This window comes from Tritonibacter mobilis F1926, assembly GCF_000376545.2.
Taxonomy (GTDB): domain Bacteria; phylum Pseudomonadota; class Alphaproteobacteria; order Rhodobacterales; family Rhodobacteraceae; genus Epibacterium; species Epibacterium mobile.
This window is the reverse complement of the sequence record NZ_CP015230.1, coordinates 1,340,196-1,358,970: the sequence shown is the minus strand read 5'-3', so window position 1 is coordinate 1,358,970 and position 18,775 is coordinate 1,340,196. Positions and strand designations below refer to the sequence as shown.

Annotated in this window: 16 protein-coding genes; 6 read left to right on the top strand and 10 right to left on the bottom strand. The window is 57.8% G+C overall.

Annotated elements, in window-relative coordinates; translation table 11 throughout:
• Positions 1-118: 118 nt before the first annotated feature.
• From rseP to pyrH, 6 genes are all read right to left on the bottom strand, one after another.
• Positions 119-1,471, bottom strand: a complete 1,353-nt coding sequence (rseP, locus tag K529_RS06530) for an RIP metalloprotease RseP (protein ID WP_005617889.1) — start codon at positions 1,469-1,471, stop codon at positions 119-121.
• Between the two features lie 4 nt (positions 1,472-1,475).
• On the bottom strand, positions 1,476-2,648 hold the full coding sequence (dxr, locus tag K529_RS06525; protein ID WP_005617890.1) for a 1-deoxy-D-xylulose-5-phosphate reductoisomerase: 1,173 nt from the start codon (positions 2,646-2,648) through the stop codon (positions 1,476-1,478).
• A gap of 48 nt (positions 2,649-2,696) precedes the next feature.
• Entirely contained in the window at positions 2,697-3,482 is a 786-nt protein-coding gene (locus K529_RS06520) for a phosphatidate cytidylyltransferase (RefSeq protein WP_005617892.1), read from the bottom strand.
• An 8-nt stretch (positions 3,483-3,490) separates the two neighbouring features.
• On the bottom strand, positions 3,491-4,165 hold the full coding sequence (uppS, locus tag K529_RS06515; protein ID WP_235859494.1) for a polyprenyl diphosphate synthase: 675 nt from the start codon (positions 4,163-4,165) through the stop codon (positions 3,491-3,493).
• A 105-nt stretch (positions 4,166-4,270) separates the two neighbouring features.
• Positions 4,271-4,834, bottom strand: a complete 564-nt coding sequence (frr, locus tag K529_RS06510; protein WP_005617897.1) for a ribosome recycling factor — start codon at positions 4,832-4,834, stop codon at positions 4,271-4,273.
• A 174-nt stretch (positions 4,835-5,008) separates the two neighbouring features.
• Positions 5,009-5,758: a UMP kinase gene (gene pyrH / locus K529_RS06505; protein ID WP_040642010.1), complete on the bottom strand. Its 750-nt coding sequence runs from the start codon at positions 5,756-5,758 to the stop codon at positions 5,009-5,011.
• A gap of 153 nt (positions 5,759-5,911) precedes the next feature.
• Between pyrH and miaA the strand changes: the two genes are divergently transcribed.
• From miaA to K529_RS06475, 6 genes are all read left to right on the top strand, one after another.
• Positions 5,912-6,775: a tRNA (adenosine(37)-N6)-dimethylallyltransferase MiaA gene (miaA, locus tag K529_RS06500; RefSeq protein ID WP_005617903.1), complete on the top strand. Its 864-nt coding sequence runs from the start codon at positions 5,912-5,914 to the stop codon at positions 6,773-6,775.
• 134 nt (positions 6,776-6,909) lie between these two features.
• On the top strand, positions 6,910-7,740 hold the full coding sequence (locus K529_RS06495; protein WP_005617906.1) for an AraC family transcriptional regulator: 831 nt from the start codon (positions 6,910-6,912) through the stop codon (positions 7,738-7,740).
• A gap of 247 nt (positions 7,741-7,987) precedes the next feature.
• Positions 7,988-9,655, top strand: a complete 1,668-nt coding sequence (locus tag K529_RS06490; protein ID WP_005617910.1) for an ABC transporter substrate-binding protein — start codon at positions 7,988-7,990, stop codon at positions 9,653-9,655.
• Positions 9,656-9,816: 161 nt separating this feature from the next.
• A complete protein-coding gene (locus K529_RS06485; protein ID WP_005617913.1) occupies positions 9,817-10,869 on the top strand; it encodes an ABC transporter permease in 1,053 nt (350 codons plus the stop codon).
• Positions 10,870-10,884: 15 nt separating this feature from the next.
• Positions 10,885-12,321 carry an ABC transporter permease gene (locus K529_RS06480; protein WP_005617914.1) on the top strand — a complete coding sequence of 479 codons (1,437 nt, stop codon included), beginning with the start codon at positions 10,885-10,887 and terminating at the stop codon, positions 12,319-12,321.
• A 96-nt stretch (positions 12,322-12,417) separates the two neighbouring features.
• Positions 12,418-14,505, top strand: a complete 2,088-nt coding sequence (locus tag K529_RS06475) for a dipeptide ABC transporter ATP-binding protein (protein WP_005617916.1) — start codon at positions 12,418-12,420, stop codon at positions 14,503-14,505.
• 143 nt (positions 14,506-14,648) lie between these two features.
• Here the strand turns inward: K529_RS06475 and K529_RS06470 are convergent, their stop codons facing one another.
• The 4 genes from K529_RS06470 to K529_RS06455 form a co-directional block, all read right to left on the bottom strand.
• A complete protein-coding gene (locus tag K529_RS06470; protein ID WP_005617918.1) occupies positions 14,649-16,064 on the bottom strand; it encodes a tetratricopeptide repeat-containing sulfotransferase family protein in 1,416 nt (471 codons plus the stop codon).
• Between the two features lie 128 nt (positions 16,065-16,192).
• A complete protein-coding gene (locus K529_RS06465; protein ID WP_005617919.1) occupies positions 16,193-17,329 on the bottom strand; it encodes a cytochrome-c peroxidase in 1,137 nt (378 codons plus the stop codon).
• 138 nt (positions 17,330-17,467) lie between these two features.
• A complete protein-coding gene (locus K529_RS06460) occupies positions 17,468-17,842 on the bottom strand; it encodes a hypothetical protein (protein ID WP_040642012.1) in 375 nt (124 codons plus the stop codon).
• 163 nt (positions 17,843-18,005) lie between these two features.
• Entirely contained in the window at positions 18,006-18,581 is a 576-nt protein-coding gene (locus tag K529_RS06455; protein WP_005617923.1) for a lytic transglycosylase domain-containing protein, read from the bottom strand.
• Positions 18,582-18,775 lie beyond the last annotated feature (194 nt).

Here is an 18,775-nt window from a genome sequence, read left to right as displayed (position 1 = left end):
TCGCTCACCCGTGGATCAGTCTAGGCAAGATTTGTGGCGACATCTGGGCAGGAGAAAGGCGAGCCTGCCTCATCCTGCCCAGATACGCACCAAATACGCGAAGGAGAAATCGTCAGATTTAGCAGAACAACAGATCGTTGCTGACCGAGAAGATCATCAGACCAAGGATCAGCGTGAGGCCAATCATCATCAGGATCTGCATGGCGCGATCGTTGGGGGGCTTTCCGGTCACCGCCTCATAGGCAAAGAACACCAGATGCCCGCCGTCCAGCACTGGCACTGGAAACAGGTTCAAAAGCCCAATGCCCGTCGACAGTGCCGCAATCAACCAGATGAAGTTCATCGCACCCTGACTGGCCAGCGTACCGGAGATTTCAGCAATCGCCACTGGACCGGAGAGGTTACAGGTGCTGATCTGCCCGGTGATCATGTGCTTCAACCCTGAGAGGGATTGTTCGATCATGATCCAGACCTGCGTGACCCCCTGCCCAACCGCCGCGAGCGGCGACACAGATTCGCGGGCCGGATCAAACGCCAGACCGCCAGCAATGCCGATCCGCCAATTGGTTTGGAAACCACCCTCGGCAGTGGGCTCATCGGTGCGCCGTGGGCTTAGGATCAGGTCGCGCGTTTGCCCGTTATTCCAGACGGCCAACTCCAGTGGTTCGCCCGCGCCGGTCTCAACCCGTTCCTTGAGATGAGAAAAGGCAAAGATCTCCTCGCCATCGACCGCAACAATCACATCACCCTCGCGCAATCCGGCGTCCGAGGCCGCACTGCGGGGCGCAACGCCGGTTACGATGCTGGGCGTTAGATATGGCCCCTGCGCGATAGTCTCCTGACCATTGCGAGACACGCGGTATTCCAGAACCTTTTCAACCGGAATGCTGTCTTCAAAGGCGGCCCATGCAACGCCATCGGAGAAATCAGGCGTATCAATCCCTGCCACTGCAAGAATCTCATCTCCGGGCTGCAAGGTGTAACCCGCAGCAGGCAAGTCTTTGACCGCCCCCACCGCGAGAGGCTCCTGCATCTGCCCCCGGCTCAGGTTCACACCCGTAAAGATGACGGCCGCGAGGATGAAATTGAACACCGGACCCGCAGCAACTGTCGCGGCACGCGCCCAGAGCGGGGCGCCATGCATGGTCTTGCGCAGCATTTCCGGATCACTCTGTGCCGCAGTTATCGCGCCGGAATCCTTGCCCGACGCGGCATCCGCATCGCCAAGGAATTTCACAAACCCGCCAAAGGGAAACGCCGCCAGTTGCCAGCGCGTGCCGCGCTTATCGACCCGGCTGGCCAATACCGGACCAAATCCAAGCGAAAAGACCTCCGGATGAATGCCACTCCAGCGCCCAACGATGTAGTGTCCGTATTCATGTACGAACACGATGATCGAAAGCACCACGACAAAGCTGCCAATCGTGTAGAGGAACCCGCCCAGTTGCGAGACCAGAAATACTGCGTCCAAAACTCTATCCTGTTCGTTGCGCCACGATCTGATCCGCCGCCTGCCGCGCCAGATCGTCAACTTGGGTGACGTTTTCAAGTGTCATTGAGGCGTCAATAAGGCCCGGCTGAGCCTCGAGCGCCTCCAACACCTGTTCAGTTATGGTGGCCATATCGAGAAAGCCAATGCGACCCGCGATAAAGTGATCAAGCGCCCGCTCTTTGGCCCCGTTAAAGGCCGCGCCGCTCAACCCGCCGCGCGCCATCACGTCCTGCGCCTGCCGGAGCGCCGGATAGCGCTGCAAGTCCGGAGTGCGGAATTCAAGCTGCCCGACAGCCGCGAGATCCAGTCTCTCAACCGGCAGTTCCTTGCGATGCGGCCAATGCAAGGCATATCCAATAGCGTGGCGCATATCAGGCGCGCCAAGGTGGCTCATCAATGCACCATCGCGAAAGCCCACCAGCGCGTGCACCAGCGATTGCGGATGCACCAGAACCTCAATCTGCTCAGGTGAGATACCAAAGAACTCTCTGGTTTCAATGACTTCGAGCGCCTTATTGAACATAGACGCGCTATCTATGGTGATCCGCTGCCCCATATCCCAGTTGGGATGCGACGAGGCCTGCGCCAGCGTTGCGGTTTTTAAATCCGCAAGCGGCCAATCCCGAAATGCCCCGCCCGAGGCCGTGATGATGATCCGCTCCACATCCTCGATTTGTTCACCGACAAGAGCCTGAAACACCGCGGAATGCTCGCTATCCACGGGCAGGATGCGCGCGCCATGCTGTGCGGCGGTTCGCATCAATAACTGTCCCGCGCAGACCAGCGATTCCTTATTGGCGAGCGCCAGTGTCGTGCCTTGCTCCAGCGCCGTTAGGCCCGGTGCAAGCCCTGCTGCGCCCACAATCGCTGACATGATCCAATCAGCCGGGCGGCTGGCAGCCTCCACCAAGGCCCGCGCGCCCGCGGCAGCCTCTACATCGCTCCCGGCCAACGCAGCGCACAGTTCCGGCAAGCGCGATTCATGCGCGGTGATCGCAATCTCCGCGTTCAGCTCGATCGCATCACGCGCCAGTTGCGCCACATTGTGACCACCGCTCAATGCCACGACATCATAGGCCTCCGGCGCCCGGCGGATCAGGTCAATCGTGCTCTGACCAATAGAACCCGTTGCACCGAAAATGGATATTTTTCTCATCTAGAACCTATTCGTCGTCGTCCTCTCCCCGGTTTCCCGAGGGTGAGGTCATCCCCAGATGACAGCGATCAAAAAGCAGAGCGCGCCTGCCCCCAGCATCCCATCAAAGCGATCAAACACGCCGCCATGACCGGGAATAAGCTGGCTGGAGTCTTTAACATCCATACGCCGCTTCAGAGCGCTTTCGGCGATATCGCCTGCCTGACTGGCCATCGACACGAGGATTGAAATCCAGATGAGGTTTGCAGGCAATCCGGCGAAAACCGAGAAGATCAAACCGACACCCGCTGCAGCCACCCAACCGCCAGCGGTGCCGGACCATGTTTTCTTGGGGCTGACAGCTGGCCAGAACTTTGGCCCGCCGAAATATTTCCCTGCAAAATAACCAGCGACATCGGTCGCCACCACCACGCAGATTAGCCAGACGGTCCAACTGACCCAGAAAGCGTCACGCAGCCATACCAGCCCAAAGCCACCCAGCAGCACCCATGCAAGAATGATGAGAAAGGATGTCTTTCGCTGCTCCAGAACACGAATGCCGAGCAACAGAGGCAGCGCGAGAACCGGCACCGCCACAATCAGCGGCATAAAGCAGGCAAGAAACACCAAAGCAGCTGCTGCAACGCCATATCCAACGGCGGCCAAGCTGTTGTCTTTGCGATACATTCGGGTCACTTCCCAGAACACCGCGCCGACGCTCAGCGATACAAATAACGCAAAGGCCACCCCGCCCAGATAGCTGGCACCTCCACCCACCAAGAGCAAAACCAGAGCCGACGCTGTGCGCGGCCCCAGGTCTGCCCAACGGCTGGTTTTCACAGCGTGCGAGGACATAGAGTTCTTCATTTCTTTACAGCCCCGAAGCGTCTGTCGCGATTGCCAAAATTCTGGCAGAGCCGCGCCAGTTCATCTGAGGAGAAATCCGGCCAGAGCGTGTCGATAAACTCGTATTCCGAGTAGGCCGACTGCCAGAGCAGAAAGTTCGAAATCCGCGCTTCGCCGGATGTGCGGATCACCAGATCCGGGTCCGGCAACACATGAGTGTCGAGATATCGCGGCAGTGTTTCCTGATCCACGTCAGCAGGATCGAGTTTGCCATCGGCCACATCCTGCGCCAGACGCTGGGTGGCACGGGCCACCTCATCGCGACCGCCATAGTTCAGCGCAATGGTCAGATGGGTGCCATCGTTGCCTTCGGTCTCGTGCTCCAACGCATCCATCAGCTGCACAAGCTTAGTGTCCAGCCGCACCCGGTCACCGATGAACCGCACGCGCACGTTCTTGGCCGCCAGTGCCTTCATTTCCTTGGAAATATAACGGCGAAACAGGCTCATGAGCCCGGCGACTTCAACTTGGGTGCGTTTCCAGTTTTCGGTCGAGAACGCAAATATCGTCAGATATTTGATGCCCAATGCGGGGCAGCATTCCACCACTTCGCGTACACGACGCGCGCCTGCATGATGCCCAAAAAGCCGTGGCCGCCCGCGCGCCTGCGCCCAGCGGCCATTGCCGTCCATAATGATCGCAACATGTCTAGGCCCGTCACCAATGCCCGGCGCCGCATTCTCCGCACCAGCCGCAGCCGGGGTTTCGCTATCCGTGACGCGTGACATATGCGCTGATCAAACCTGCATGATTTCGGCTTGTTTGGTCTCCAGCGCGGCGTCCACGGCCTTGATCATCTTGTCGGTCAGATCCTGTACCTCGGCTTCCCAGAACTTCTGGTCATCCTCGGACATGCCCTCGGACTTGGCTTTCTTGATCTGGTCCATCCCGTCACGGCGTACGTTACGAACCGAGACGCGTGCGTGTTCAGCGTATTGGCCCGCAACTTTGGTCAGCTCACGGCGGCGCTCTTCATTGAGCTCCGGAATCGGCAACATAATGATGGTACCGTTGAGCTGAGGGTTGATGCCAAGGCCAGACTCGCGGATGGCTTTTTCCACCTTACCGACGAGACCCTTGTCCCAGACGTTGATGGTAACCATGCGCGGCTCAGGCACGTTCACGGTGCCGACTTGGTTGATCGGAGTCTGCGATCCATACGCATCAACCATCACTGGCTCCAGCATCGAAGCGGAGGCACGACCGGTTCGCAGGGACGCGAATTCGGTTTTCAGGTTGGCCATCGCACCATCCATGCGGCGTTTCAGATCGTCGGTGTCCAGTTCAAACTCTTCAGACATGCTGCTCTCCCCTTGCTTGAGGCGGTCTTGAGGACGGCTCTTACGCCATCACATGTGTATTGTATAGCGATCTCGGCGGACAAACACCCGCGAAACCTTCGGAACTCGGTGAAATCCCACGCAAAACACGCGCCAGATTGCCGACGCGTGTCGCAGGGTATCGGCCTCGCGGAGTTAGCCGTGCACCTTGGTAAAAGTGCCCTTGCCCGCCAGAACACCCCGGAATCCGCCGGGTTCATCCAGACCAAACACAATCAGAGGCAGATTGTTGTCACGCGCCAGCGCAATGGCCGAAGCATCCATGACTTTCAGGCGTTTGGCCAGAACATCGTCGTAGCTCACGCTGTCATACCGCTTGGCGTCGTCGTTGGTTTTGGGATCTTTGTCGTAGACCCCATCAACGCCGTTCTTACCCATGAAGATCGCTTCGCAATTCATTTCATTGGCACGCAGGGTCGCGGCGGTATCGGTGGTGAAATAGGGGTTACCTGTGCCCGCGGCAAAGATGCAGACCCGTTTCTTCTCAAGGTGGCGCACGGCCCGGCGTCGGATGTAGGGTTCCGCCACCTCGTCCATGCGAATGGCCGAAATCACCCGCGTATAAACCCCCAGATCTTCGAGCGCGGATTGCATCCCCAGCGCGTTCATCACCGTGGCAAGCATCCCCATATAATCCGCAGTGGTGCGTTCCATACCCTGCGCAGAACCCGACAGCCCGCGAAAGATATTGCCGCCCCCGATCACCATACAAATCTCAACACCGAGATCGTGAACCGATTTCACTTCCTCGGCGATTCTGCGAACGGTCGGCGGATGCAGGCCAAAACCCTGCGTTCCCATCAGGGCCTCGCCGGAAATCTTCAGCATCACACGTTTATAACTAGCGGCCGTTGAGACGTCCGGCTGATCAGGGCTCTGGGGCATGTTGCGCTCCGCAATATGTCGGGGTTAAAACTCGCGGCAAAATGAAGCAAAAGCCGCCGAGGATCAATCCAGCCTGCCGGATAATTGCCGATCTTCTTCAGAACGCCTCTCGCAAACACAGGCCGCCTTACATATGCGCAGCGGAAAGCCTTGATGGACATAGAAAATATCCCCGCCGACAGGCCTGTACTCATCGCCGGACCCACCGCGTCGGGGAAGTCGGAACTGGCACTACGCATCGCGGAGCGAGATGGCGGTGTCATAATCAACGCCGATGCCAGTCAGGTCTATGACTGCTGGCGCGTGGTGACCGCGCGCCCATCCGCCCAGGACGAATCCCGTGCGCCGCATCTGCTCTATGGTCATCTGGCCTATGATGCGCCCTACTCCGCCGGGCACTGGCTGCGCGAGGTGACGCCCCTGCTGAACGGCCCCGAACGCCCAATTATCGTTGGCGGCACCGGGCTTTACTTTTTAACGCTGACCGAAGGCATGGCAGAAATCCCGGCCACGCCAGCTGCAATACGGGCAGAAGGGGACCAGATGTCGCTTGAAGCGCTCAGTGATGCCTTGGATGACATCACCCGTATGCGGATCGACATGAAGAACCGCGCCCGTGTTCAGCGCGCATGGGAGGTCCTTCGCGCCACCGGGCGTGCGCTTGCCGACTGGCAGGATGACACCCCGCCACCGGTTTTGCCCTATGAAAGTTGCACCGCCTTGGTGGTTGAGGCTGATCGGGACTGGCTGGAAGCGCGCATCAGACGCCGCTTTTCGATGATGATTGCCAATGGCGCGCTTGAGGAAGCGCGCGCGATGCAGGGGCGCTATGATCCCAGCCTGCCGTCCTGCAAGGCAATTGGCGTGCCGGAACTCATGGCCCATCTCAGCGGCGATCTTAGTCTAGCCGAGGCCGAAGAAAGCGCCTCTGTCGCCACCCGCCAATATGCAAAACGTCAACGCACATGGTTCCGTTCACGCATGAAAAAATGGCAAAGGGTCAGCCCTTCGCCATAAGCGCAGCGCGATAGATGCGTAAAAATCAGCCCTTACTCGCCTTTCTTGAACAAATTTTGCAAAAAAATTGAACGAATCACCGGCACAGGCCAATCTCGATTTCAACGAGAATAAGAACAGCTATTCACAGCAAGATGCCATTTGATCCAAACACCCATGGGCCTTTAGATGTAAGCCCGCTGCTGCGGCTTATGTCGGCTGGCAATTGGCAGATTGAGCTCGCGCATGAGCGCGACTGTCATCTGGTAATCTGGGTGACCCGTGGTCAGGGACGTATGCTGCTGGATGGTCAATGCCGGGGGTTTGGTCCGCACACCGCCATCTGCGTTCCCGCGCGCACATTGTTCTCGCTTGAGCTTGGCCGACAAAGCATCGGTCAGGTTCTCCAGATCGGCGAAGATATCCCCTGCGGCCTGCCAGATACGCCCATGCAGATCCGTATCAATGATATGCAGGAACAGGCCCGCATCAATTCCCTCTTTGATGCAGCACTGCGCGAACAACAGGTGAGCGACGACCACACGGCTCAGGCAATCAGAAGTTACGCCGACCTGATTGGGATCCACATGCAACGTCTGTGGCAAACCGCACCAGAAAACAGCAAACTTTCCGCGGCGCGCAAACTCTGCCGCGCCTACTGCGCGCGATTGGCCGAGGATAGCGAAGGTGCCTTTAACATGGCTGGGCACGCAGCGGCACTGGGCGTCACACCGACACATCTAACGCGTGTCTGCCGACAAGAGACAGGAAAGACCGCTGCCGCGTTGCTCACGGAACGCCAACTGCACGCCGCCCGGAGCCTTCTGATCCGCACCTCGCTGCCGATGCGTGACATTGCACAAAGCCTCGGCTTTGGCAGCGCCGCCTATTTCACCCGGTTCATCACGCAGCACACCGGCAGCACACCGAGCGCTTTGCGCAAGAAAGCGCGCCGCCCAGCGACCAGCGCCTCCGCGCATCACTGACTCGCTGAAATTTTCAGATTTCTGGACACAAGTGTCTTTTTGTCAAAAGCGACAAGAAAAATGTCGCTTTTATACACTTTCATGCCGATACTGTGCATTGACCTGCCCGCTCAACTGGTGCCGTATAGTGGGGATGGGGAAACTTTGTGACAATTCAAACACCTCAGCACGATGCCCGCCTGCCAACGTCAGGATGGTGTCATGCGACAGGTCGCCGCCCCACGACGCTCTAGACAGGGAGACATATATGACCACCACCAAACTCAAGAGCTCGACGACCCACCATTGGGCGGCAGAGATGCATGCGCAGGAGTTGAAGGCCGGAAAGATCTCGCGCCGCGAGTTCCTGACCCGCGCCACTGCGCTGGGCGTTTCAGCCACTGCGGCCTATGGTATGATCGGCCTGAGTGCCCCGGCGCGCGCCGCAGAAGGCATGAAAGAAGGCGGCACGCTGCGCGTCCAGATGGATGTTCGTGGCCTGAAAGATCCGCGCACGTTCGACTGGTCCGAAATCGGCAACGAGATGCGCGGCACGCTCGAATATCTGGTTGAGTACAACAACGATGGCTCTTTCACCCCGATGCTGCTGGAAAGCTGGGAAGTGAACGACAGTGCCGACGAATATATCCTGAACGTCCGCAAGGGTGTGAAGTGGAATAACGGTGATGACTTCACTGCCGAGGACGTGGCGCGCAATCTCAAAGGGTGGTGCGACAAGGACATGGAAGGCAACTCCATGGCTGGCCGTTTTGGCAGCCTGATCGATCCGGACACCAATCAGGCGCTGGAAGGCGCGATTGAAGTCATCGACAGCCACACCGTGAAGCTGAACCTGCCCAATTCCGATATCTCGATCATTCCGGGCATGGCGGACTATCCGGCAGCAATCACCCACGCGAGCTTTAGCGCCGATGACGCGCAGAATGCAGTGGGCACCGGACCTTACCTGATTTCCGAACTGGAAGTCGGCGTAAAATGCACCCTCACGCGCAACGAGAACCACACATGGTGGGGCGAAGAGGTGTTTGGCAAACCTGCGCTCGACAGCATCGAATATATCGATTTCGGCACCGACCCGTCATCGTGGCTGGCCGCACTGGAATCCGAAGAAGTTGACATGCTCTATGAATCCGTTGGGGAATTCATCGACGTGATGGACTCGCTCGGCTTTGTGAAATCCGAAGTTGTTACCATGTCCACCATCGTGGTGCGCCCGAACCAGCTCGCTGAAGTGGACGGCAAGAGCCCTTACGCGGATCAGCGCGTCCGCAAGGCGCTGCAGATGGCCGTCAATAACGACATCTGCCTCGAACTTGGCTATGGCAACCGCGGTGTCACGGCCGAAAACCACCACGTGGGTCCGGCGCATCCTGAATATGCCGAACTACCCAAACAAGAAGCGGATCCCGAAGGCGCCCGCGCCCTGATGGAAGAAGCTGGCATGATGGATTTCGAGCATGAGCTGATCTCCATCGACGATGACTGGCGCAAGAACACCACCGATGCGGTGGCTGCACAGCTGCGGGATGCCGGCTTTAAGGTAAAGCGCACGGTTCTGCCCGGCTCTACCTTCTGGAACGACTGGACCAAATATCCGTTCAGCTCCACCAACTGGAACCACCGCCCGCTTGGCGTTCAGATCTGGGCGCTGGCCTATCGCTCCGGCGAGGCATGGAACGAGTTTGGCTGGTCCAACCCGGAGTTTGACGCCATCCTCACCGAGGCACTTGCCATTGCGGATGTCGACAAACGTCGCGAAGTCGTCGCCAAGGGCGAAAAGCTCATTCAGGACGAAGGCGTTACGATCCAACCTTACTGGAAGTCACTCTTCCGCCATATGCGCGAAGGTGTGAAAGGTGCCGATATGCACATCGGCTATGAGCACCACCATTACAAATGGGGTTGGGCGGCCTGATCGCCTGAACCGCAATTGAAAAAGGCCGCTCTCGGTGACCCTTACCGGGAGCAGGCCAACAAGAACAAGAATAAGCTCACGACAACGAGGCCCCCACGGTTCTGTGCGCCCAGCACCGAACGACCTCAGGGCCAGCTGACCGCCAGTCTGCAGGGGAACACATGGGACTATTCATATTGCGCCGCTCGGGCGTGATGATCATTACGGCGTTGTGCCTGACGTTCATCGTGTTCGTGATGACCAACCTCTACCCGAACCTCGAAAAGCTCGCCAAAACCGAGGGCAACTTCCGAATGTCGGACGAAGCCGTTGCAAGCTGGCTGGACAAGAATGGCTACGGCCAGCCGATGCTGGTCAAATATGGTCAATGGCTCGGTGTGGTGCCGGGGTGGCAACGCCTGAGCGATGAGGGCGTCACCGGCCGCTGTATTGATGGCGCCGTTTCAGAAGATGAGGCCGCGCAAGCCCCGCGTTTCTGCGGTATCCTGCAGGGCGATTGGGGGTACTCCACCCGATTTAAGACTGATGTGAGCGAGATCATCCAGACCCGGCTTGGCAACACTGGCTATCTGATGATGTGGGTTTTGATCCTGATGGTGCCCTCGGCGCTCATTATTGGTGTGCTGGCGGGCATGCGCGAAGGCTCTGCCACCGATCGGTCGCTGTCAACGCTGTCTATCATGACCACCGCAACGCCGGAATATGTCTCCGGCGTGATCTTCATTGCGGTGTTCACCTCCTCCACCGTGGGGCTCAAATGGTTCAAGGGCACCGCCACCTCAGCGATGGAAAACCCGACGTTTGAGAACTTCTTCCTGCCGGTTCTGACCATTGCGCTTTATGGCATGGGGTATATCGCGCGCATGACACGCGCCTCGATGACCGAGGTGATGACCGCACAATATATCCGGACCGCGCGCCTCAAGGGGGTGAGCTTTCCCAATATCGTCCTCAAGCACGCCCTGCGCAACGCGCTGATTGCCCCCTTTACGGTCATCATGTTGCAGTTCCCATGGCTGTTGAACGGTGTGGTGATTGTCGAAAGCCTGTTCAATTACAAAGGTTTCGGCTGGTCGCTGGTAGAGGCTGCAAGCAACAATGACATTGAGCTTCTGCTGGCGATCTCTGTTGTCTCTGTCGTCGTGGTTCTGCTGACGCAACTGATTTCTGACATCGGCTACATCTTCCTGAACCCTCGCATTCGCATCTCATAAGGCAGGAGGCATCTCATGGACCCTTTGACTTGGACAGGCTCTCTCGCCTTCATCACTCCGATCTTTATGATCGCATTGCTTTTATTGGCAGCGACCATCGCCATCTGGGTTGTTGTCTCGATCTTCAGCGCTGGCACCCGTCATGTGGCAAATGCCGATGGCACCATGTCGCTTGCGGGCAATCCGCAGGCGATGGCGGCACTGGCGGTGCGTCTGGCCTTTCTCGCCGTCGCAGCCCTTGGGTTGGCCTATCTGGTCATGGGCCTGATCATGGGCACCGGCGCCGGAATTGTTGGGGCCATGTCGCGACAGATATGGCCCACATGGCTGGCGCTCGTAACGCTGTTTAGCCTGTCGATCCTTTTTAAACGTCGCTTGGGTCTTTATGGAAAGCTGTTTGACAGCCCCATTGGCATGGTCGGTTTTACCCTTGTGATGTTCTGGGTCTTTACCGGTGTGTTTGCGGCGATGGATCTGATCGCCACGCACGATCCGCTGGCGCAAGCTTCCGGCATGAAAAACAAAGTGCCCGGCACGCCACTACGTGGCGCGGAGGCCGGCGAATATGCGTGGTATCTCTTGGGCGGCGACAATCTCGCACGCGATGTGTTCTCGCGTATGGTCAAGGGCGCTTGGGAAGTTCTGAAATACGCCCCGCTTGCAACGCTCTTTGCCTTTATGGTCGGGATCACACTGGGCCTGCCTGCTGGGTATTACGGGGGGAAACTCGACACCTTCCTGTCCTTCCTCGCCAACCTCATTCTGGCCTTTCCGGTGATCTTGCTGTTCTACCTGCTGGTCACACCTGAAATTGTCGCAACGGGCTTGCCACAGTTTATGGCGGTGGTGCTTTTTGCCTTTCCGATGGTGTTTTGCGGCGTGCTGATCCATTCGAGGTTTCGCACGCAACCGGCGAAAAACACCTTCTGGCTCCTGCTGGTTCTGGGGCCAATCTTTCTTCTCTATATGTCTCTGATCAACGCCCAAGGCTCCAAGATCGACTTTTGGCCTTTGGACTTCTTTGACATTCCGGGCGGCGTGTTGGTGGTTTTTGTGTCAGTGGTTTTTGTGAACTCACCCACTGTGTTCCGGATCGTGCGTGGCCTTGCGATGGACATCAAGACCCGAGATTATGTGGCAGCGGCACAAACCCGTGGCGAGCGCCCGTGGTATATCATGCTCTGGGAGATCCTGCCCAATGTGCGTGGGCCGCTGATTGTCGATTTCTGTTTGCGCATCGGCTACACCACCATCCTCTTGGGGACGTTGGGCTTTTTCGGTCTTGGCCTGCCCCCTGAAAGCCCGGACTGGGGGTCCACCATCAATGATGGACGCAAACTCCTGTCGATCTACCTGCACCCGGCCCTGCCGCCTGCGGTGGCGTTGATGAGTTTGGTGCTGGGGCTGAATTTGCTGGCGGACGGCCTGCGCGAAGAAAGCCTCCGGGACTGATGAAAGCACTGCCGGGGGCGCTGCCCTCGGACCCCCGAGATATTTTGGGTTAGAAGAGGTGGATCACGCCTCATTCCGCCCACCAGGGAGACCAAAATGAGCAAACTTGCAGATTATGACGGCCCGATCCTTGAGATTGACAAGCTGTCGATCTCCTTCTTCACCCGCCTGCGCGAAATTCCGGCGGTGATGGATTTCTCTGTCGCGGTGCAACCAGGGGAAGCCGTGGGGCTGGTGGGAGAGTCGGGTTGCGGGAAATCCACCGTGGCGCTGGGCGTGATGCAGGATCTTGGCAAGAACGGACGCATCGTTGGCGGGTCGATCAAATTCAAAGGGCGCGATCTGGCCCAGATGAGCGCCGATGAGCTGCGCGATGTGCGCGGCAATGAGATTGCGATGATCTATCAAGAGCCGATGGCCTCGCTCAATCCGGCGATGAAGATCGGCAAGCAGTTGATGGAAGTGCCGATGATCCACGAAGGTGTCGGCGAAAAAGAGGCCTATGCCCGCGCCTTGGAAGTGGTGACCGACGTTAAGCTACCTGACCCCAAGCGGATGCTGAATTCCTATCCGCATCAGCTCTCTGGCGGTCAGCAGCAGCGGATCGTTATTGCGATGGCGTTGATGTCGAAACCGTCGCTGCTGATCCTCGATGAGCCGACCACCGCACTGGACGTGACGGTGGAAGCGGCCGTAGTGGAACTGGTCAAGGATCTGGGCAAGAAATACGGCACCTCGATGCTGTTTATCTCTCACAACCTCGGACTGGTGCTGGAGACCTGCGACCGGATTTGCGTGATGTATTCCGGTGAGGCGGCGGAGCGTGGCTCGATTGAGGATGTGTTTGATCACATGCGTCACCCCTACACGCAGGCGCTGTTTCGGTCGATCCCGCTACCCGGTGCGGATAAGAACGCACGCCCCCTGGTCGCAATTCCCGGCAACTTTCCCCTGCCCCACGAACGCCCAAAAGGCTGCAATTTTGGGCCGCGCTGCGATTACTTTGAGGCTGGGCGCTGTGATGCAGGTGACATCCTGATGGCACCCGTGCCCGGCAATGAGCGCCACCATACGCGCTGTCTGCGTTTTCAGGATATCGACTGGGACGCGCCCATCGCACTGGGCGAGCAAAAGGCCAAGAATGAGCCGGGGCGCGTTGTGCTCAAGATGGACAAGCTCAAGAAATATTATGAGGTTACCGCCAATGCGCTGTTCGGCAGTGGCGCCAAGAAAGTGGTCAAGGCCAATGAGACGCTGAGTTTCGAGGCGCGCGAATCCGAAACCCTGGCGATTGTCGGTGAATCGGGTTGCGGCAAATCGACTTTTGCCAAAGTCCTGATGGGGCTGGAGACCGCCACCGACGGCGAAATCCTTCTGGACAACCGCAACATCGAGGATATCCCGATTGAGGCGCGCGATCCCAAGACGATTTCCGATGTACAGATGGTGTTTCAAAACCCGTTTGACACGCTCAACCCGTCAATGACCGTGGGGCGTCAGATCATCCGGGCGCTGGAGGTATTTGGCATCGGTGACAATGATGCGGCGCGCAAACAGCGGATGCTGGAGTTGTTGGATCTGGTAAAACTGCCGCGTGCCTTTGCCGATCGAATGCCACGGCAGCTTTCGGGCGGGCAAAAGCAGCGGGTCGGTATTGCCCGCGCTTTCGCCGGTGGGGCACGGATTGTTGTCGCGGATGAGCCCGTCTCGGCACTGGATGTTTCGGTTCAGGCCGCCGTCACCGATCTGTTGATGGAAATTCAGCGCGATGAGAAGACCACGTTGCTGTTCATCAGCCATGATCTGTCGATTGTACGCTACCTGAGCGACCGGGTTATGGTGATGTATCTCGGCCATGTGGTTGAACTGGGCGACACCGAACAAGTGTTCTCGCCCCCTTATCATCCTTATACCGAGGCGCTGTTGTCGGCGGTTCCCATCGCCGACACCTCGGTCGAGAAAACCCATATCGTGCTGGAAGGCGATATCCCGTCGGCCATGAACCCACCATCGGGTTGCCCGTTTCAGACCCGATGCCGCTGGAAATCAAAGGTGCCCGGAGGGCTTTGCGAGGTTGAGGTCCCACCGATTCAAACACTTGCCGGTGGGCACCAAATCAAATGCCACTTGAGCGATGAAACGCTCGAGAGCATGGAGCCGGTGATCAAAATCGCTGCCGAGTGATTTGGCTCCGCACCTGCCCTTGCGGGGTAAATCGCGACGTAAAAAAGGCCTCACCTGTTCGGGTGAGGCCTTTCTTATTTTCTTACACTCCGGTGAATGCGGCAGGGGCGCATTGATACGCGGCCTGCCAAGCCGTCACAGGATCAGCGCAGCGTTGCGTCGAAGGTTTCCCATGCCGACACCCAGCGCTCGCCGCCAAGCTCATCAAAGACAGGCTTTAGCTGCGCCTCATAGGGCTGCCACTGGTTTTGGGTCTCAGTGGAAAGTTCTTCCTGACCCAGCATGGTGGCGATATTGTCCACATCACACAGCGCGTTTGGCTTCAGACATGCTGCGTTAAACTCCAGACCTGCATGCTCCAGCAGCAGACTGATTTCGCGCTCAGAGTTCTGCACCAGCGCCTCGTAGGACTGAAGACGCATGGTGTCGCCAAGTTTCGCGGCATAGTTGGTCGCGGAGGAATAGACAGTCCGCATCACCTGCGCGATCCATTCCGGACGTGACGCAAGCGCGTTTCCGTTCAGCACGTTAGACGCGATATTGGCAAGCGCCGTCTCCATCGGGTGCCGCGACATAAAGACGAACTTCGCCTCCGGGAACAGGAACTGCGCCAGACCAAACTCCAGACACCCCAGCGGGTGTGCGTCAACAATGGTCTTGCCACCGGCAACCTGACCACCCAGAGCACGCTCCAGATAATACTGGCGGAAGATGTCGATTTCTTCGGCGCTCAGTTGTTCCAACCAATCCCAGTAGTTACAGGGACGGCCGGTTTTTGCCAGATGCATACGGATGGCACCATGGGTGCGCGACAGAGCCGTATTTTCCCCAACGCTAAAGACGCCCGGATGCTGCGCCATGATGCGGTCAACCAGACCGGTGCCCGCCATCGGCATACCGCCGACAAAGACCAGCTTTGGCAGAAGAGAGGCATCCTCAGATGCCGGGCGCGGCTCAAACATCTGTTCCTGTTCAGCGACCATTTCGTCAAAGATGGCCGGAGCGAAGGGACCAGCGACTTCTTGACGCGCGGATTGGAACAGGGTGAAGGCAGCATCCACCTCGCCCGCGGCATGGGCAATTTGCGCCAGCGCATAATGGATCAGTGCGCGGTGCTTGCTGTCGAGATTTTCACGCTCGGACAGAGAAATCATGCGCTGCGCATAAAGGCTATCGACAGAGAACGTCTCGATCCCGTTGAGTGCAGTCAGCGCCGGAATAGAATTGGGATCGCGTTTCAGCACCTCTTCAAAGGCCTGTTCTGCGCCCAGCAGATCGCCCTTGGTCTGCAGCATCAGTCCGAGTTTACCCCAGGCGGATGTATCATCAGGCGCGTTTTCGGTGATGTGGCGCATGACGTTGACAGCGTTGTCGTAATCACGCATCTCAAAAAAGCAATCGGCGGTGCGATCAAGCAGGCCAGCATCCAGCTCACCTGATTGAACAAAGGGCAGCATCACGCTGAGAGAGCGCGCATATTTGCCCGTGGCCATCAGACCGTCGACTGTTGCAAATGCCTCGGTCAAGGCATCAGGAGTGTGGCTGTTTTCTACCAGCATGTGTTGTTCGCCCTTCTGTAACGATGGGCCGAAATTGCTGGACAGAAGTGAATCCCCGGTAAAGCGCTTGGTTCGAAAATGTGTCTTTTTCTTGGAATTTAACGCCCAACTCGTTGATGAGAGGTGACCTACTCTTTCAGGAGCGCCTCGTAGCGGGAATCAGTGAGCGTTTTTAGAAAGGCAACCAGCGCGTCAATCCGTCGATCATCCAGCGCAGGCCCATGCGTCAGCTCCGTTTCGGAGAGTGTCTCTGCCACCGGAATATCGCCCCAAGGCGCGCCGGTTTCCGGGTTGATCTGCGCGCTCTCGGCTTTGCTGTTGTAGCGATTATAAAACGCAACAACCGTGCGCAGATCCTGAAAGACCCCATTATGCATATAAGGACCGGTCACCGCCACATTGCGCAGGGTCGGAGTCTTAAACTTGCCGCGCTCCTTTGGATCATTCACCATAGGATTATCGAGCAGCCCATTGTCGACCCAATCCACAGCGACCCCGTTTTCGGATCGCCCAGCAAGATTCGCAGGCACGCCGATATTGTGATAGCGGAAATCAGTGAAAGGCTCAGCCGGGTCCATCGCACTCCGGCGCAACTGGTGACATTGATTGCAGTTGGTGAACTGCTGCGAGAAGAACAACAGCCGTCCTAATTCTTCTTCTTTTGTCAGTTCCGCCGCGCCGCGAAGAAAACGGTCATATTTGCTGTCAAAGCTCTGAAAGGTCTCAGTGCTCTCGAAACTTGCAAGCGCTGCGGTGAGCGCCTCAAACCCTGCCTCTACATCCTTGGTAATGTCGACGTCATAGAGGGTTTGAAAGGCAGTGACATAATCTTCCTGCTCGGCCAGACGGGCCATCGCATCCGCTTCTGTTGCAAGCCCAAGTTCAATCGGGTTGAGGATCGGTCCTCCGGCTTGCGCCGCAAGATCAGCGGCCCGCCCATCCCAGAACTGCCCGCCCACCCATTCACCATCTGCGTTTTGATGAAATGCCGGCGACAGCATTGCATAGGCCGCAGTCGGCGCATGGCGCGCGCCGAGCGACTGGCCGTCGTCTCCGCGTGAAAACGCGCCCTCAGCGTCCCGGCGCGGGTCAGCAAAACCGGCATTTGGATCATGACAGCTGGCACAGGATTGGGTGCGATTGAGTGAGAGGTCCGTTTCAAAAAACAGTGCCTCCCCCAACTCCTCGGCCGTCTTAAAGGGTGCCGCAGCCAAAGGGATAGCGCTCAGCAACAGGCACATGGTTTGGGACAGAAGCTTGAACATCGTAGTCTCCGGGATCGCCTAGGCGGTCTAGCGCAGCTCCGGGCCAAATTCCAGATGTAGAAAGGACGCAGCCCTCAGAGAGCTGCGCCCTTTCTCACTCCCACAGTCCCACCCGCGGGTATTCTCACTCCCTGGTGCTCAGACCAGATAAACAATCAACACGGTCAGCAGGTTGATCGACGCAAATTGCAATAGTTCAGGATTGGACTTTGCCCGCACGGCACCCAGAACCGCCGCCAACACAGCGGCTGCAAAACCGCCGAGCGCCAGCGCGCCGATCAGATCGCCAAAGAAGCCCGTGCCCGCACCCCAAGGTGAGCCATCAAGCCCCATCCCTTTTAAGAGAAGTCCAAGCAGCGCTCCCAGTGCGACCCCAAGCAGAGACGGGCCAATGTCGCGGCCTGCGTCATGGCCGTGATGATCAAGAATCCTGTCGACCAGTTCAGGACGCGGTCTTGCGCCGGGTTCCCAACCCATGCGTGACACCTGACCTTCAAACGATTTCCCACTCACTGCACTTCCCTCCGTGTTGAGGGAGAGATTTACGTCTGATTAAGGCAGATTAATGACCCGTTAACGAAGGTCGCGGGGCAAATGGTTAACGCGTCGTAACTTTTTGGCTTCCAGCGCCCGAACTTCGGCAGAATCCTGCCAGCGTTTTGCGGTTGTTTGCCGATTAGCTGCCGAGAATTTTGCGCACGTAGTTTTGGGTTTCTTTGTAAGGCGGCACGCCGCCGTGGCGCGTCACAGCCTCCGGTCCCGCATTATATGCCGCCAGTGCAAGCCGCCATGAGCCGAACTTGCGATATTGTTGCGCGAGGTATTTGGCGCCGCCGCGCAGGTTCTCTGCGGGCACCAATGGGTCGACCCCCAGTATACGAGCGGTCTGCGGCATCAACTGGGCCAGTCCCAAGGCCCCTTTATGAGACTGGGCGGCAGGGTTCCAATTGCTCTCTTGCTGCACCAAACGCAGGAAAAGATCCTCGGGAACACCATTTGCACGCGCTGCACTGCGGGCCACCTCAAGATACTCGCCACGATAGCTGCCCCGGTAAATGGGCAAGACATCGTCCTTGAGACTGTCTGGTTTCAGCCGTTCTGAGCCGCGATACTGGCTGGCACCGCGGGTGTCCAAAAATTTGGTTTGTGCCGCAAATACTTTGCGCTTGGTATTGTTGTTGAACAGATCAGCGGCCACAGCAGGTGTGGCCAGAACCGTCACGATGAGGGCAGCAGTCGAAATACGTTGCATGTGATAAATCGAAAACTCGTCGGTTTAGCTGGCGACAATATAGCGACCCGGTCCGTAAAATGAAAGGTAACAGCACCACCTTGCCGCTCTACGGCCCTGCCAACAGCGTAAATCTGGTGTTTGACCGTCAATCCCGCGCCTGATGCTCTTTCATCGCACGGTCAGGCTCGTTACTCTGCACCGCAGACAATGGG

Excerpts from the sequence above, each read along its gene's own strand:
- K529_RS06490 (WP_005617910.1), top strand. The coding sequence starts at position 7,988 with ATGACCACCACCAAACTCAAGAGCTCGACGACCCACCATTGGGCGGCA.
- uppS (WP_235859494.1), bottom strand. The coding sequence starts at position 4,165 with ATGGACGGCAATGGCCGCTGGGCGCAGGCGCGCGGGCGGCCACGGCTT.
- K529_RS06480 (WP_005617914.1), top strand. The coding sequence starts at position 10,885 with ATGGACCCTTTGACTTGGACAGGCTCTCTCGCCTTCATCACTCCGATC.
- dxr (WP_005617890.1), bottom strand. The coding sequence starts at position 2,648 with ATGAGAAAAATATCCATTTTCGGTGCAACGGGTTCTATTGGTCAGAGC.
- K529_RS06495 (WP_005617906.1), top strand. The coding sequence starts at position 6,910 with ATGCCATTTGATCCAAACACCCATGGGCCTTTAGATGTAAGCCCGCTG.
- K529_RS06520 (WP_005617892.1), bottom strand. The coding sequence starts at position 3,482 with ATGTCCTCGCACGCTGTGAAAACCAGCCGTTGGGCAGACCTGGGGCCG.
- pyrH (WP_040642010.1), bottom strand. The coding sequence starts at position 5,758 with ATGCCCCAGAGCCCTGATCAGCCGGACGTCTCAACGGCCGCTAGTTAT.
- K529_RS06455 (WP_005617923.1), bottom strand. The coding sequence starts at position 18,581 with ATGCAACGTATTTCGACTGCTGCCCTCATCGTGACGGTTCTGGCCACA.
- miaA (WP_005617903.1), top strand. The coding sequence starts at position 5,912 with ATGGACATAGAAAATATCCCCGCCGACAGGCCTGTACTCATCGCCGGA.
- K529_RS06475 (WP_005617916.1), top strand. The coding sequence starts at position 12,418 with ATGAGCAAACTTGCAGATTATGACGGCCCGATCCTTGAGATTGACAAG.
- frr (WP_005617897.1), bottom strand. The coding sequence starts at position 4,834 with ATGTCTGAAGAGTTTGAACTGGACACCGACGATCTGAAACGCCGCATG.
- K529_RS06470 (WP_005617918.1), bottom strand. The coding sequence starts at position 16,064 with ATGCTGGTAGAAAACAGCCACACTCCTGATGCCTTGACCGAGGCATTT.
- K529_RS06485 (WP_005617913.1), top strand. The coding sequence starts at position 9,817 with ATGGGACTATTCATATTGCGCCGCTCGGGCGTGATGATCATTACGGCG.
- K529_RS06465 (WP_005617919.1), bottom strand. The coding sequence starts at position 17,329 with ATGTTCAAGCTTCTGTCCCAAACCATGTGCCTGTTGCTGAGCGCTATC.